The organism is Psychrobacter sp. ER1, from assembly GCF_048631835.1.
GTDB lineage: Bacteria > Pseudomonadota > Gammaproteobacteria > Pseudomonadales > Moraxellaceae > Psychrobacter.
Genome location: NZ_CP184640.1, coordinates 94232 through 110351 on the forward strand (window position 1 = coordinate 94232; position 16120 = coordinate 110351).

Genomic DNA, 16120 nt, shown 5'->3' on the forward strand with positions numbered 1-16120 from the left:
ATGACTACCACCTCTTTTGTTTTAACCAGCTACAACATCCACAAAGGCATGTCACCGCTGAATCGCCAAGTGAAGATGCAAGGTATTGCTCAGGCGCTAGAGTCTGTGGGTTCAGACGTCTTGTGCCTGCAAGAAGTGCAAGGCCAAAACCTTAAACGCAATATGCAATACAACGAGTACCCAGATCAATCGCAGCATGAATGGTTCGGCGAATTTTTAGATTTGCAAAACAGTTACGGTAAAAACTCCGAATACGAAAACGGCCACCACGGCAATGCAGTATTGAGCCGCTTTCCGCTAGACCCCAAACACAATGTAAATATTACGGTTAATAAGCTTGAGCAGCGCGGTGTCTTGCACTGTGAGGTACAGCCTATCGGTTGGGAGATGCCAGTTGTCGTATTGTGTGCACATTTAAATTTATTTGAGCGTGATCGTATCAAGCAGTATCAAGCGATTAGTGATTATGTGCGAAATGAGATTGCGCCGAATCAACCGCTCATCTTGGCAGGCGATTTTAACGATTGGAAAAAGATGTCTTGTGACAAACTGGCGTCAGATCTCGGTATGATAGAAGCGTTCAAGCATTGTCATGGCAAGCTGTTGTCAACCTTTCCCGCAAAACTGCCAGTGCTTAGTTTAGATCGTATCTACGTGCGCAATTTGCTTGTTAAGGATGCTTGGGTACACACTGGAAAACCTTGGTCCTCGCTATCAGATCACCTGCCCATTAGTGCAGAACTGATGTTGCCCTAATACCTAACTATAATAATTCGTCTAAATGTATTATATTGGCAATCTATCGATATATGAACAATTGTCTTTATTGATCATATTATTAATTAACTATGTTCTCGATTGAAAGTGATATTAACAGCACAACGTTTCAATAAAATGAATAACAAGTACAGCCTAATAAACAAAATATAAGGATATCCTACGATGGCAACAACGTCTACTACTGATAATAATCAACAAGCTAACCACAATATACCTAAGACACAGCACGCCGTACTCATACGCGAGTTCGGTGAGCCTGAAGTAATGAAATATCAAGATGGTGCTGATGTCCCTGAGCTACAGGACGACCAAGTACTGGTAAAAATTGCCTATGCTGGGATTAACCCTGTCGATTATAAAACTCGCCAAGGTAAAGGCTGGGGTGCGGAAAACATTCGCAAAGACAAGTTTGAGAATGATCAGCCAGCTATTTTAGGGTTCGATGTATCAGGCGAAGTAGTCAGCAGTAATAGCGACGAGTTTGCTGTTGGCGATAGAGTAGCGGCCTTGACCTTTAGCGGTGGCGGCTATGCGCAATATGCAACAGTAGATGCCAAGTTGCTCGCAAAAGTACCAGATAATGTCAGCTTAGAGCAGGCAGGTGCTTTGCCTTGTATCGGACAAACGGCACTACAATTTGTAGATTTTGCTGATATAAAAACAGGCGAGCATGTGGTGATTAATGCACCAGCAGGCGGTGTTGGTCATTTATTAATTCAACTGCTCATGAATAAGGTGGCACAAGATAACATCAAGGTGACGGTAATTTGCTCGCCAGAAAAATACGCCAAGCTTGATGAGTTGATAGACGTATCTAAGCTGGCGGGTTGGATAGATTATACCAAAGATGAAGCGTTTCCTGACCTACAAGCCGATATGCTACTTGATTTAGTCGGTAATGATGCAGGTGTCCGCGCGCTTAGCGTACTCAAATCAGGTGCTCGAGTAAATGTGTTGCCAACTATTTGGGTTGATAAGCTCAAAGAAGCCGGTCAGCAAAAGACTTAGCAGTAGCAGGTTACAAAGCGCAGCGTAGTGGTCAAGATATGGCGCGTGCTTTACAGGAAGTGGCCGATGGTAATTTAACTTTAAAAATTCAAAAAACCTATCCACTCTCAGAAGTCGTTGCAGCGCACCATGAGTTACAAAAGGCGATGCTTTTGGCAAGATTGTCTTAGCAGCAGCTGAGTGAATGTCAAGATTGCCTAATTATTTGGTAGTATTTATTAGTAAAGGGATATCTGTTGAAACCCAGTAAACTTAACTGATGACTTAACAAATCATACAAAAGTTTTATTTTGAACAACAGAACGTCCCTGTAGTCTTCGTTTATTTATCATAGGATAGAAAGCGAACGATACTAATAAAGGGAATAATATGACTATCAACAATAAGACTATCAACAATAAGACTATCAATAATAAGACCAGCAATGAAAGAACAGATGACCACATTGCTTATGAAGCAAAAGTCCGTGCAGAGATAGAAGCATGGAAGAACCCTGATAAAAGGATCTTGGACAAGACGTTAGCAGTGCTTAATACCCCTGTGATAGCAGCTGGTGATGCATTGATGGAAGCTCCACAATTTGGTAATTCTCTAAAAAAAGCAACTGAGGGAACGATTACTGCTTTGAGTGATGCAGCCAACTGGACATTGGACACTCAAGGCATTATCGATAGCTATCAAGAGACAGCAGATATTAATGACTCCTCTATTAAAACGCTGTCTGACATTAAACGTCTACCCATTGCTGTTGTAGATAAACAAGTTAAGTTTTTCAAAAGCAAATATGTAGCGCTAACCAGTGCGCAAGGGGTGACCACAGGGGTCGTAGGCTGGGCAGGTATCCCTGCTGACGTCGTTGGGCTTATTACAGCCAATCTACGTGCGATTGGAGAATATGCAACGTACTATGGCTTTGATATCAATGATGAAGGCGAGCAGCTATTTGCTATGTCTTTATTGGCTGTAGCAACTTCTGCCTCTGTTGAAGAGCGTAAAGCGGCGTTAGATGACACTCAGGCGATGATTAAAGATCCAGAAACTCAAGCATTCAATCAGATTAATGAAGAAGTCATGTCTCGTGTACTGCGTCAGACAGCGACTAAAGTAGCCACTAACATCGTTAAGACAAAAGCGGCGCAAATCATTCCAGCGGTAGGCGCAGTAGTCGCAGGTGGTGTTAATGCTAGCTACACTGCCAATGTGTGTGAAGCTGCTTACCAGTGTTATCGTGAGCGTTTTTTAGATCGTCTCGCGTAAGAATTAAATGACTCGTTAAGTCAGCGATAGTATCAAGATGTAAGCATATGCCGAAACGTTAGACTGATTCTCCCAGCATCGACCGTCTTTGTCTTAGTAATCGTATGCTTCCAAAAGGTTTGTGTATCACCATGCATCACAACGAGCTGACCAGACTCAAGATAAAGTTCAACTTTGTCTTGAGTTTTTTTATGTTTAAAAACAAATTTACGTGTGGCACCAAGCGATAAGGAGGCGATAACTGGTTGATGACCGAGCTCTTTTTCGTCATCAGCATGGTAGCCCATACCATCAGTGCCAGAAGGGTAGTAATTAAGCAGGCAGGTATTGAAACTAGCGATGACACCAATCTCTGCTAAAGCTTGCTCGATACCCTGTTTCACGTGAAACACCATATCTGACCATGGAACAGTTTGCCGTACATGGCCTGAATATTGATAGTCTGCATCTTTATCTCCCATCCAGACAATTTGCCGAGTAGTTATATGGGTCTTACCAAATAACGTCACGATGTCTGGCTGCCACGGTAGCTCATTTAGTAGAGTATTATAAAGGGCAGTGGCATCGTCGATAATTACGCCTAGATCATTCACCTTACCATCATAGGGCAGTAAATTATCGGTGGGTGCAGGAGCAAAGAGGTCAGTCATAATTCAGTCGTTGTAAATCCTTATTTACTGCTTTGATAGTGCTCGTTGATAATTTGAGCGCATAGTTCAGGTGCTTCCATTGGCAATAGATGACCATAATCTGACAGCGAAATAAGACTGCTATCTGGGACAAATTTTTTCCATTGCTTTCGTACTTTGTCATTGATGAACAGGGTAGGCTTACCTGTAATCAACGTATAGGGACAGCGTAGTTTTTTGAGTGCGGCATCGATATGAGGTGCGCCAAAATAATTGGCCAGCTCTTGTTCTGGTGCAAATATAAGCGTATAGCTACCATCTGTGTTTTTGCTCAGACTTTGCTCAGCAAATACTTGCAAGTGCTCATCGCTGATACGCTTATAGGCACGCTGCGCACGTAGGCTCTCGTAATAACTATGGGTACTTGGCCAAGTAGATTGCTTAGTTAACGTACTTTTGAAAGGCTCGCGGCTTAGTAGGACAGAGCGTGGCAAAAGGTTATATAAGGTAGCTTGGTTTTTGGTAAATGTGACAGGCTCGATCAGGTATAATTGCGAAAACAACTCTGGACGTTTGGCAGCTGCTATCGCTGTGGCTGTCGCCCCTTGCGAATGACCAATACCTACGACAGGCTTGTCTTGTGTCTTTTCTAAAAACTCAATCAGCATATCAGCATCTTGCTCTCGCGTCAGACGACGACTTTGCGGCTTATCATACCAGTAGCCACGTAGGGCAAGTGAGCTGATATCAAACTCAGTGGCTAGCTTACTTAATAGTGGCGTATAAGTACCAACAGTAAAACTATTACCACTATAAAAATGTGCTGGCGCGCGGGGAGTAGAGCTTGAATCTAGCGGCTGATTAAACTGGCTAAGGTCGTAGTAACGTGCCTGCTTTCCGCTAAGATTAATGCGGTTTGTGAATGCTTCCATAAAATAAACACTTCCTTGTGACTTATTTTGAGTGATTTGTTTTTCGTAGCTTTGCTTTTTATGATTGAGCTGACTTAATGAATCCTAGTTATCTTCACCTAAGAAGCCACCGCTTTGACGTTGCCACAGTCGAGCGTAGACACCATTCAATGCTAATAGTTCATCATGACTACCTTGCTCAATGATGCGACCTTGATGCATAACGACCAGTCTATCTAACGCAGCAATGGTAGAGAGTCGATGGGCGATAGCGATAACCGTTTTGCCGGTCATGATGTCATTTAAGCTTTCGGTAATGGCATATTCAATCTCAGAATCTAGCGCACTGGTCGCTTCATCCAAAAGTAAAATCGGCGCATTTTTTAGCATAACACGTGAGATAGCAATACGTTGACGTTGACCGCCAGATAGTTTGACTCCGCGTTCACCCACTTGGGTATCAAGTCCTGTATTGCCTTTATCATCGTACAGATCTTTGATGAAATCCCATGCCTGAGCTTGTTTGGCAGCGATCATAATCTCTTCGTCAGTAGCATCAGGACGACCATAGGCGATGTTTTCACGCACAGTACGATGTAGCAACGAGGTATCTTGAGTCACCATGCCAATCTGTTGGCGCAACGATTCTTGCGTAACGGCATCAATAGCCTGACCATCAATTAGAATCTTACCGCTATCGACATCAAAAAAGCGCAATAGCAAATTGACCAAGGTCGATTTACCAGCACCTGAGCGCCCAACCAAACCAATCTTTTCACCCGGCTTAATATCTAAGTGGAAGTTGTCCAACAGTTTGATATATGAGTTAGGAGCGCGCTTAGCGATGTTGGTACTATCAATAGGCTCGCTAGTTTGGTCATTGTCTTCTTCGTCATTTTCATAACTGAAGTCGACATGGTCAAATACGATACGCCCGTCCGTGACGGCTAGCGCTGGCGCGTCAGGTTTATCAATGATCGTCTGCGGTGCTGACAACGTACGCATACCGTCTTGAACTGTACCGATACTCTCAAACAAACTGGCTGTCTGCCACATAATCCAACGCGTCAAACCATTTAGACGTAATGCCATAGCAGTCGCAGCAGCAATGGCACCAACACCAACTGCGCCTTGTTGCCACAAGTACAATCCAATACCTGCCGTACTACTGACCAAGATCACGCTGATAAGATGGGTCGATACTTCTAAATAGCTGACCCAGCGCATCTGTGCATGTACCGTACCTAAAAATTGCCCCATGGCGTTTTTAGCATCAGCCTAGCTCACGACGAGAGTGGCTAAATAGCTTAACGGTCATGATATTGGCATAAGCATCAGTGATTCGTCCTGTCATCAAGGCACGGGCATCCGCTTGCACAATCGCTGTCTCCTTGAGCTTAGGGATAAAGTACCAAATGGTGATGGCAACCAAGACCAGCCAAATAATAAATGGAATGAGTAGTAAGCTGTCTAAATTAAACAAAATCACCCCTGAGGTGATAAAGTAGACAGAGACATACATAAACATATCGGTGACGGTCATTACGGTATCGCGTACTGCTAGGGCTGTCTGCATTACCTTAGCTGAGACACGTCCCGAAAACTCATCCTGATAAAACTGCATGGATTGCCCAAGCATGCGCTGATGAAACCGCCAGCGCATCTGCATAGGAAACACGCCCTGCAAGGTCTGAAAGTGGATAAACGATGACAAGGCAATCCACAATGGGCTTACTATCATGACAGCGAGCATGATGAGCAGCATATCGCCTTTTTCTACCCATAAGTTTTGCGGCGTATAAACGCCCAACCAATCGACGATATTACCTATCCAAGCAAACAGCATGGCCTCGTAAATACCGATACCAGCGGACAAAATCATAAAAATTAGTAGCCAGCCGCGTAAGCCATTGGTACATGCCCACAAAAACTTCAGCATACCATCTTTAGGTGATGGCAATGGCATGGGTGTGTCTGGAAAGGCGGGTAGGCGGTTTTCAAAAAAGCGAAATAAAGCATTCATAGGCAGTAATAAAACATCAATAGCAGTACGTCAAGATGAACGAGAGGACTCGTTATCTAGAATCTTTACTTTTGTGATTGGGATTAGGTGCTATTTTAGCAAAATTACTAATCATACCTGCATGCTAATTGTAATTTACTTAAGAATAGCTGTGTCTTTAGTGCCTTAGTCACAACAATAATAAATAGATTGCTGTGGAAAACATATTTTGTTACATTCCACATCCAAACTTATTCATATTTTAAATATTGCTTTTATAAGCATGATTTCATTGCGAAAATCAGCTGATTAGCAGGCATTTTATTTAATGGTTTTTATAAATGTACGAACAGTAATAACTCAACATTGAAGTTCAAAAGGTAGCAGTGAATGATGTATTTAATAATAGCGGTGCTATGTAGCGTCGCTGTCTCAGTACTTTTGAAAATATTGCGCCAGAAAAATATAGATATTCGTCAGACCATCGTGGCAGGCTATCCTGTGGCTTTTTTACTGACTTGGGTGTTACTAAAACCTGATGTAAGTGCCATTCATGCGCTTGATAGCGCTTGGGGCATCATCATTGCACTTGGAGTACTACTGCCTGCCGTATTTATCATTCTCGGACGAGCTATTAAAGCGGTGGGGATGGTAGCAACCGACGCGTCTCAGCGCTTATCACTTATTATTCCTATCGTAGCGGCTTTTTGCTATTCGGTGAGGTGCTGACTGGTACACGTATACTTGGACTGGCGTTGGGCTTTTTGGCATTAGGTGCGCTTGTCTATCGACCACAGCATAACGATATTACTCGGCAAGCAAAGCATACGCCACTGTGGTTATTCGGGGTATGGGCAGGCTACGGCATTATTGATATTTTGTTCAAACAAGTTGCCAAACAAGGGGCAGCTTTTCCGTTGACTCTACTGGTTAGCTTCGGGGTAGCAGGTGTATTGCTTTTAATCTATTTACTTGTCATAAGGGTACGTTGGCAAAAACAAGCGCTTATGACAGGCTTGCTGCTCGGTACATTAAACATGGGCAATATTTATGCTTATGTGCGGGCACACCAAGTGCTGCATGATTCTCCTAGCATCGTTTTCACTGGTATGAATGTCGGTGTTATTGCCGTAGCGACATTGATTGGCGTAGGAGTGTTTAAAGAGCAGCTAAACCGTATCAACATAATAGGATTAGTATTGGCAGTCTGCTGTGTAGGGGTACTATTTTTGGCGTAAAGCGCACTGTCCAAAAGTATTGGTTTCATAATTTTTTAGCTATATTGTCACGTATCCTATATAGGCATATAAATCATCCTATGATAAGGTTATCTACAAATAACACGGCTTGTATGGAATAAAAAAGCTTAGTTTATGATATTTAACTTAACCAATAAAAATAGGATGCAGGCTCAATGGAATACGATAAGCAATTACAGCGTATAAAAAATGGTTCAGGCTTTATTGCTGCTCTTGATCAAAGTGGCGGCAGCACACCGAAAGCGTTAGAGACTTATGGTGTCAGCAGCGACGACTATGATAACGATGAAGCCATGTTTGATTTGGTTCATGAAATGCGTGCTCGTATCATGACGTGCGACTGTTTTGATAGCGAGCGTGTACTTGGTGCAATTTTATTTGAAGATACCATGGAGCGCGAAGTCAATGGTAAGTCGACAGCTAATTACCTATGGGAAGATAAAAATATCGTACCATTCTTGAAGGTAGATAAAGGTCTGGCTGAGCAAATGAGCGGCGTACAAGTTATGAAGCCAATCCCGAATCTAGATCTATTATTGGATAAAGCAAAAAACTATCCCCTATTCGGTACTAAAATGCGCTCAGTCATTTATGAGCCAAACGTCGATGGTATCGAGCTTGTGGTACAGCAGCAGTTCGATGTGGCTAAGCAAATTATTTCAAAAGGTTTGATGCCAATCGTTGAGCCAGAGGTCAACATCGACAGTGCCCAAAAGCATGAGTGCGAAGTACTGTTAAAAGCCGATATCCTGCGCAATCTGGAACGCTTAAATGACGAACATCAAGTGATGCTGAAGCTAACATTGCCAGAAGAAGCAGGGTTTTATCAGGAGTTGATTGACCATCCTAAAGTGTTAAAAGTTGTGGCGTTGTCTGGTGGTTATAGTCGTAGCGATGCTTGTGCCAAACTCAAACAAAACCCAGGTATGATTGCGAGCTTCTCGCGTGCCTTTACTGAAGGCTTGAGTAAGCAACAAAGTGATAGCGAGTTTGCTGAAACCATTAATGCCTCAATTGAAGAGATTTATCAGGCGTCGAAAGTGTAAACGTAGTAAATAAAAACTCGCACATGAATCATGAGTAAATAAGCAAAAAAGCCCTACTAGATAAGTGTGCAAATACTTAAATAGTAGGGCTTTTCTTATTTCAAAAGCATAGGTTATTAACACTACACCTCTTTATATAACTGGCGTCCTTCGTTGTTATATTTCTTAGTCATCTCCGCCATGCCTTGGCGAATTTCCTCAGCAGTGGCTTCACCAACTTGTCCAACGAGCTCTGTATCTACCTCTTTGATTAGATGACCAGCGTCAGTTAAGTCGCCTGTTTGCGGCGTTACTTTTTGGTTGGCAGCAGCTTTATCCAGCCCTGCTGCATATTCACGCACGTTTTGAGTGATTTTCATTGAACAAAACTTAGGGCCACACATGGAGCAAAAGTGTGCCGATTTGTGTGCGTCTTTTGGCAACGTCTCATCATGATATTCACGTGCAGTATCAGGATCGAGCGCTAGGTTGAACTGATCATCCCAGCGGAATTCGAAACGGGCTTTAGATAGCGCGTTGTCACGTGCTTGTGCTCCTGGATGACCCTTAGCAAGGTCAGCAGCGTGTGCAGCGATTTTATAAGTAATAATGCCGTCTTTAACGTCTTTTTTGTTTGGTAGACCTAAGTGTTCTTTTGGCGTGACATAGCATAGCATCGCTGTACCAAACCATCCAATCATCGCAGCTCCGATGGCGCTAGTAATATGGTCATAGCCTGGGGCGATGTCTGTGGTTAATGGCCCTAAAGTATAGAAAGGCGCGTCAGCACATAGCTCAAGCTGCAAGTCCATGTTTTCTTTGATGCGGTTCATCGCAACGTGTCCAGGGCCTTCGATCATCACCTGTACATCGTGATCCCATGCCACTTTAGTCAATTCACCAAGCGTACGTAGCTCACCGAACTGCGCTTCATCATTGGCATCTTGCAAGCAGCCAGGACGTAGGCCATCACCTAGACTAAATGCCACATCGTACTGCTTCATAATCTCGCAGATGTCTTCGAAATGCGTATATAAAAAGCTTTCTTTGTGATGGGCTAGACACCACTGCGCCATGATTGAACCACCACGTGAGACGATACCTGTCAGACGCTTTGCGGTGAGCGGTACATAGCGTAATAGTACGCCGGCGTGAATGGTAAAGTAATCTACGCCTTGTTCTGCTTGCTCGATCAACGTATCACGGAATATCTCCCACGTTAGGTCTTCTGCGACGCCATCGACTTTTTCTAATGCTTGATAAATCGGTACGGTACCAATCGGCACAGGAGAGTTACGGATTAGCCATTCACGGGTTTCATGAATATGATTACCCGTTGATAAATCCATAATGGTATCCGCACCCCAACGCGTGGCCCACGTCATTTTGGATACTTCTTCATCGATAGATGAACCTAACGCTGAGTTACCGATATTGGCATTGATTTTTACCAAGAAATTGCGCCCGATGATCATCGGCTCAGATTCAGGGTGGTTGATGTTGTTTGGGATAATTGCGCGTCCAGCCGCCACTTCATCGCGAACAAATTCAGGGGTGATGATTTGAGGCGTATTGGCACCGAAGCTTTCTCCATCATGTTGACGCATATCGGTCAGTTCATGCTGCTTTTGCGTTTCGCGTATGGCGATATATTCCATCTCAGGAGTGATGATGCCACGGCGTGCATAGTACATTTGCGTGACGTTCTGTCCTGCTTTGGCGCGACGCGGTTTATCAATATGAGCAAATCTAAGATTGGCAGTGCTGATATCGCGAGCACGCGCTTGTCCGTATGAGCTAGATAGGCCGCTTAATTGCTCGGTATCACCGCGTTCTGCGATCCAGTTCTCACGCAATTTTGGCAATCCACGTGTGAGGTCGATATCGACATTAGGGTCGGTATATACACCTGAGGTGTCATATACATAAAACGGCGGATTATGCTCACCGTCTTTATCTCCAGTGCCACCTACAGGTGTATCAGCCAAGCTGATTTCACGCATCGGTACTTGGATGTCAGGTCTTGAGCCTTCGATATAGACTTTTCTTGAGGCAGGTAAAATACGGTGCAAGTCGCGTGCATCTTCTTCGAAACGGGCATCACTTGCGGCACGGTGAGCAGGGGTTTTTAACGCATCTGCTTTTTTATCTGCTTTGACGTTGGTCGTGTCAGCAGCATTTGAAGCAAGCGTTGAGTTGTCGGCTGGGTTATGCGTTTGGGCTTTCGGTGCAATTGAGGTGGTGTCTGCAGTAGTCATATGCTGTCCTAGCGTGTTGGTTTTTGAATAAAATCAACACCGCCAGTATCTGCGGGGGTAGGCATCCATCATCTAGACAAATTTATATCATGAACCCACAACTTCGACCAAAAAGTATCGTCGCGCATGGTGATCATCAAATATTGGACGCAGCTTTATATCCTCTCTTCTTATCTGTTTATGCATTACGCATATTAAGACAATAGTGACGATAAAAATGTATTTCTACGCGCCCTTTGTCATAAATAACAAAGTGCTTAAGACTTCCCTGCGTCGGTACTAACCGCATCAGGTTCGGCGGGTGATCTCTCAGCGAATGTATCAAGGCGACTACTTTGATAAAGCAAGTTTAATAAAGTGAGCCAAAAATACACCGCACCCCGAGTCTGTCAGTGTTGTAAATCAGCCTTCATACTAACAAAATTCTGTACCAACGGCTAATAGTATTTGGATACAAATATTCTGTGTCAAACACACGGTTCAATATTTTCGTGAATAATTTTTTTGAGTGTTGATAGATGAGGGTACTTAGTATTACTAGGTTGTAGACAAATTGTTCAAATATTATGTAAAGCGAATGAAGGATTCTAGAAGTTGTCATTAAACTGTCATAAAGATTTGGCAAGATAACACGCATATCACAAGCAATGCTTTTTTATACCGTTGTTAAACTTCAGGAGTCCTACATGCGTTATTCGTTATTAGCAGTGGCCGTCAGTTGTACATTAATGCTTACGGCGTGTAATAAGTCAACAGATACAGCGGAGCCAACTGCTGATACTAGCAGTAGCGCTGTGACAACAGCTGAAACAACCTCTCAGACAGCATCTTCTGCTACGTCAGATTTTAAATCTGCTGAAAATATCGCTATGAATATTACAGGTGCAGGTGCGTCATTCCCGCAGCCTATCTATGCGAAATGGTCATATGATTACAATGCTGCGACTGGTGGCCAAGTCAACTATCAGTCGATTGGCTCATCTGGTGGTATCAAACAAATTCAGTCAAAAACAGTAGACTTTGGTGCTTCTGATGCCCCAATGACGCCTGAAGAGTTAGACGAAGCAGGTCTGATTCAGTTCCCAACAGTCATCGGTGGTGTTGTACCAATCGTCAACATTGATGGCGTTGAGCCTGGTGCACTGAAGCTAGACGGTACGACTTTAGCTGATATCTATTTGGGTAAGATTAGCAACTGGAATGACCCTGCGATTAAGGCGATGAACCCAGATTTGACCTTGCCAGATGCCCCAATCACAACAGTATTCCGCTCAGATGGTTCAGGTACGACCTTCAACTTCACTGACTATCTTGCCAAGGTTTCACCAGACTGGAAAGACACTGTTGGCGTTGATAAAACCGTCAAATGGCCGACCTCTGCTACTGGTGCAGGCGGTAAAGGTAACGAAGGCGTTTCAAGCTACGTAAACCGCATGAAAAACTCTATCGGTTATGTTGAGTATGCTTACGCTAAGCAAAATAAAATGTCACATACTGCGCTGAAAAACGCAGCTGGTAACATCGTACAGCCATCTGCTGAGACGTTTGCTGCGGCAGGTGATATCGACTGGTCACAACAAGAAGGCTTTTATAAAGTCATCACCAACTCTGAAACTGACCAAGCATGGCCTATCGCTGCTGCGACCTTTATCTTGGTACATAAGCAACCAGAAAATCCTCAGCAAGTCGCTGGCGTATTGAACTTCTTTGACTGGGCTTATACCCAAGGTGATGACAGCGCCATGGAACTAGACTACGTACCATTCTCTGACACGGCAGTAGCCTTGTTCAAAGAGAAGTGGAACGAAGTGAAAGGTAGCGATGGACAGCCTGTCTACAAGCCAGCTCAGTAATTTGTTTTTGCTAAATACTATTTAGCAACTGACAAGTTATCCTCTCGAATAACTATTCTCCGGTAGTTATTTGAGAGGTTTTAACACAGCAAATTTGATGGATACATCTCGATAAATATGCTTACTCATACCGTTTAAGTTTGTTGTGTTAAGACCTGATATACATCTTTTTAATATTTCGATTCATCCCATTCAATGCTGAGACACTTATGACAGACTTAAGGTCCCAACTGGCTAAACAAAAACGTTACGACGCTTTATTTGTTAACTCTACTAAAGCGTTTGCCATACTCGTCCTCCTATCTTTAGGGGGCATTTTGGTGTCTCTAATTGTTGGAGCATGGCCGAGTATTCAAGAGTTTGGTTTGGGATTTTACACCAGCAATAACTGGGATACAGTCGCCAATGAATACGGGGCATTAGCGCCTATTTACGGTACTTTAGTCACGTCATTTATCGCTATTGTTATCGCGGTTCCAGTCAGTTTCGGTATTGCGATATTTTTAACCGAGATGTGCCCTAAGTTCCTCAAAAAACCACTTGGTATCGCCATTGAGTTGTTGGCTGGTATTCCATCTATCATTTACGGTATGTGGGGATTGTTCGTATTTGCGCCATTCTTTGGTGATCACATTCAGCCATGGTTTATTGAGCACGTCGGCCCTTTGCCTATTATTGGTAAGCTGTTTGCAGGTGCGCCTATGGGACTGGGTATGTTTACCGCTTCCTAGTACTGGCCATTATGATCATACCGTTCATCGCTGCCACCATGCGCGATGTTTTCTCTGTCGTACCAGACTTACTGAAAGAGTCAGCATATGGCATGGGCGCGACGACTTGGGAAGTCATGTTCAAAATTATCCTACCTTATACCAAAGCTGGTGTTGTTGGTGGCGTAATTTTGGGTCTGGGTCGAGCATTGGGTGAGACGATGGCAGTTACTTTCTTGATTGGCAATGCGTTTAATATCAGTCCAAGCCTATTTACTTCTGGTGTGACAATTACCTCGGCCTTGGCCAATGAGTTTGCTGAAGCGTCTAGTGAGCTACATCTTGCGTCTCTACTACATCTAGGCTTAATCTTATTTGTCATCACCTTCATTGTGCTGTCTTTAGCAAAACTGATGCTCATGCGCATGGATCACAAAGCAGGTAATCGATAGATCTGTTACCGATTTATTGAACCTTGATAGATATTGATAAAAGATATGGGAAATAAATATTATGCCCGCTAACAATGCGATCAATGCACCACTACCTACTAAGCCAAACGGCGCTACCCGCTACAATCAAAGCCTTTATAACAAGCGTCGTTTGACCAACAAGTTAGGTCTAGGCTTTGCCATGTCAGCGATGGTTTTTGGCCTGTTTTGGTTGTCATGGATTTTGGTGACTTTGTTTGTTGAAGGCTTTCAAGGCATGATGCAGTTGCCAATCTTTACCGCTGATACGCCGCCACCGATGAGTGCGGGCGGCTTACGTAATGCCATCGTTGGTTCAGTCATGTTAGCGTTTTCAGGATTGTTCATCGGTGCACCTATTGGTCTTATGACAGGTATTTACTTATCTGAGTTTTCTAAAGGCAGTATGCTGGGCAAGGTCACACGCTTCTTAAATGATATTCTGTTGTCAGCGCCATCGATTGTCATCGGTCTATTTATCTATGCACTGATGGTAAAAGGTCAAAGTTTCTCTGGTTGGGCAGGCGCGTTGGCATTGGCATTGATTGTTATTCCGGTGGTCGTGCGTACGACAGAAAACATGCTGAATCTAGTACCTAATAGTCTACGCGAAGCGGCCTATGCGCTAGGTACTCCTAAGTGGAAACTGGTCACTCAGGTAACGGTAAAAGCTGCACGAGCTGGACTGACCACAGGTGTGCTATTGGCTTTTGCTCGAATCACTGGTGAGACAGCGCCGTTACTATTTACCGCACTTAACAATCAATACTTCAGTACAGATATGGGTCAGCCTATTGCTAACTTACCCAATACCATTTACCAGTTTGCGATGAGTCCTTATGACAACTGGCATACATTGGCCTGGGCGGCAGCACTACTTATCACCGCATCTGTCCTAGTATTGAATATTTTGGCAAGATTTATCGGTGGTAGAGGTCAGCCCAAATAAGGGCTGAGAGCAGACCAGACTGTAGTACGCTGCACGCTAAGCATTTACTTAAACTTATATAAAATTAATTGAGCTAGGTTGAAATATTATGAATGATGTCCTAAGCAACGTCCGTACAAACACGACTGCTGACAACTTTAATACGGCAACAGGTAGCCTATTAAATAGACCCATGTCTACTAGCGCCCAAGCTCAGCAACCAAACACTGCTGATTTTAATAAGCAAACGATTCAAGATATTCCTAAGAATATGCCTGCTGCAAAAATGGAAGTTCGAGATCTAAACTTCTATTACGATGATTTTCAGGCATTAAAAAACATCAATATCGATATCGCGGATAAAAAAGTGACCGCTTTTATTGGTCCTTCAGGTTGTGGTAAGTCTACGCTACTACGTACCTTTAACCGCATGTACGATCTATATCCAGGTATGCGTGCAGAAGGCAGCATCAATCTAGATGGCAAAAACATATTGGGTAAAGATATTGATGTGAACTTACTGCGTGCACAAGTTGGTATGGTCTTTCAGAAGCCAACGCCGTTCCCGATGTCAATCTATGACAATGTCGCCTTTGGCGTACGACTATATGAAAAATTAAGCAAAGACGAGCTGGATCATCGCGTAGAGTGGGCACTGAAAAAATCAGCACTATGGCCAGAAGTGAAAGACAAGCTAAAAGCATCAGGACTGTCGTTATCAGGTGGTCAGCAGCAGCGTCTATGTATCGCACGTAGTGTAGCTACCAAGCCTGAAGTACTGTTGCTTGACGAGCCGACATCAGCGTTGGATCCTATCTCGACGGGTGCTATCGAAGACTTGATCGAAGATCTGAAAAACGACTACACCATCGCTATCGTCACTCACAATATGCAGCAAGCAGCACGCGTATCTGATTATACGGTCTATATGTATCTAGGCGATATGATTGAGATGGGTGAGACCGATCAGATATTTACCAAACCTACCCAAACCGCGACAGAAGACTATATTACAGGTCGTTATGGCTAA

At 43.6% G+C, this 16120-nt stretch carries 11 protein-coding genes, 3 pseudogenes and 1 riboswitch; of the genes and pseudogenes, 10 read left to right on the forward strand and 4 right to left on the reverse strand.

Translation table 11 applies throughout. The features are described 5' to 3' along the window. The 4 genes from ACOBWA_RS00445 (at position 1) to ACOBWA_RS00460 (ending at position 3045) form a co-directional block, all read left to right on the forward strand. The gene (locus tag ACOBWA_RS00445; RefSeq protein WP_238068831.1) at positions 1-756 is read left to right on the forward strand and encodes an endonuclease/exonuclease/phosphatase family protein; all 756 of its coding nucleotides are present in this window, start codon (positions 1-3) and stop codon (positions 754-756) included. Between the two features lie 186 nt (positions 757-942). After that, complete coding sequence (locus ACOBWA_RS00450; protein WP_420229894.1) at positions 943-1788, forward strand: NADP-dependent oxidoreductase; 846 nt, start codon at positions 943-945, stop codon at positions 1786-1788. 38 nt (positions 1789-1826) lie between these two features. Then, complete coding sequence (locus ACOBWA_RS00455) at positions 1827-1958, forward strand: hypothetical protein (protein ID WP_420229895.1); 132 nt, start codon at positions 1827-1829, stop codon at positions 1956-1958. Positions 1959-2157: 199 nt separating this feature from the next. Next, the gene (locus tag ACOBWA_RS00460) at positions 2158-3045 is read left to right on the forward strand and encodes an EcsC family protein (RefSeq protein ID WP_420229896.1); all 888 of its coding nucleotides are present in this window, start codon (positions 2158-2160) and stop codon (positions 3043-3045) included. A 32-nt stretch (positions 3046-3077) separates the two neighbouring features. On the opposite strand, the gene ACOBWA_RS00465 is transcribed toward ACOBWA_RS00460, so the two are convergent. The 3 genes and pseudogenes from ACOBWA_RS00465 to ACOBWA_RS00475 form a co-directional block, all read right to left on the reverse strand. Next, positions 3078-3695 (reverse strand): alpha-ketoglutarate-dependent dioxygenase AlkB family protein, encoded by a 618-nt coding sequence (locus ACOBWA_RS00465; RefSeq protein ID WP_420229897.1) that lies wholly within the window; start codon positions 3693-3695, stop codon positions 3078-3080. A 20-nt stretch (positions 3696-3715) separates the two neighbouring features. Beyond that, positions 3716-4606 carry an alpha/beta fold hydrolase gene (locus tag ACOBWA_RS00470; RefSeq protein WP_420229898.1) on the reverse strand — a complete coding sequence of 297 codons (891 nt, stop codon included), beginning with the start codon at positions 4604-4606 and terminating at the stop codon, positions 3716-3718. An 84-nt stretch (positions 4607-4690) separates the two neighbouring features. After that, positions 4691-6608, reverse strand: a pseudogene (locus ACOBWA_RS00475) (ABC transporter ATP-binding protein). Between the two features lie 369 nt (positions 6609-6977). On the opposite strand from ACOBWA_RS00475, the pseudogene ACOBWA_RS00480 reads away from it, so the two are divergent. Beyond that, positions 6978-7825: pseudogene (locus tag ACOBWA_RS00480) on the forward strand (EamA/RhaT family transporter). 176 nt (positions 7826-8001) lie between these two features. Continuing rightward, complete coding sequence (locus tag ACOBWA_RS00485; RefSeq protein WP_420229899.1) at positions 8002-8892, forward strand: fructose bisphosphate aldolase; 891 nt, start codon at positions 8002-8004, stop codon at positions 8890-8892. Between the two features lie 122 nt (positions 8893-9014). Here the strand turns inward: ACOBWA_RS00485 and thiC are convergent, their stop codons facing one another. Continuing rightward, positions 9015-11129: a phosphomethylpyrimidine synthase ThiC gene (gene thiC, locus ACOBWA_RS00490; RefSeq protein ID WP_420229900.1), complete on the reverse strand. Its 2115-nt coding sequence runs from the start codon at positions 11127-11129 to the stop codon at positions 9015-9017. 248 nt (positions 11130-11377) lie between these two features. Further along, positions 11378-11522: riboswitch (TPP riboswitch) on the reverse strand. A gap of 293 nt (positions 11523-11815) precedes the next feature. On the opposite strand from thiC, the gene pstS reads away from it, so the two are divergent. From pstS to pstB, 4 genes and pseudogenes are all read left to right on the forward strand, one after another. Further along, positions 11816-12982, forward strand: coding sequence for a phosphate ABC transporter substrate-binding protein PstS (pstS, locus tag ACOBWA_RS00495; RefSeq protein ID WP_057757805.1), 1167 nt, complete (start codon positions 11816-11818; stop codon positions 12980-12982). 209 nt (positions 12983-13191) lie between these two features. After that, positions 13192-14144: pseudogene (gene pstC / locus ACOBWA_RS00500) on the forward strand (phosphate ABC transporter permease subunit PstC). Between the two features lie 61 nt (positions 14145-14205). Further along, entirely contained in the window at positions 14206-15111 is a 906-nt protein-coding gene (gene pstA, locus ACOBWA_RS00505) for a phosphate ABC transporter permease PstA (RefSeq protein ID WP_420229901.1), read from the forward strand. A 172-nt stretch (positions 15112-15283) separates the two neighbouring features. After that, the gene (gene pstB / locus ACOBWA_RS00510; protein WP_394124741.1) at positions 15284-16120 is read left to right on the forward strand and encodes a phosphate ABC transporter ATP-binding protein PstB; all 837 of its coding nucleotides are present in this window, start codon (positions 15284-15286) and stop codon (positions 16118-16120) included.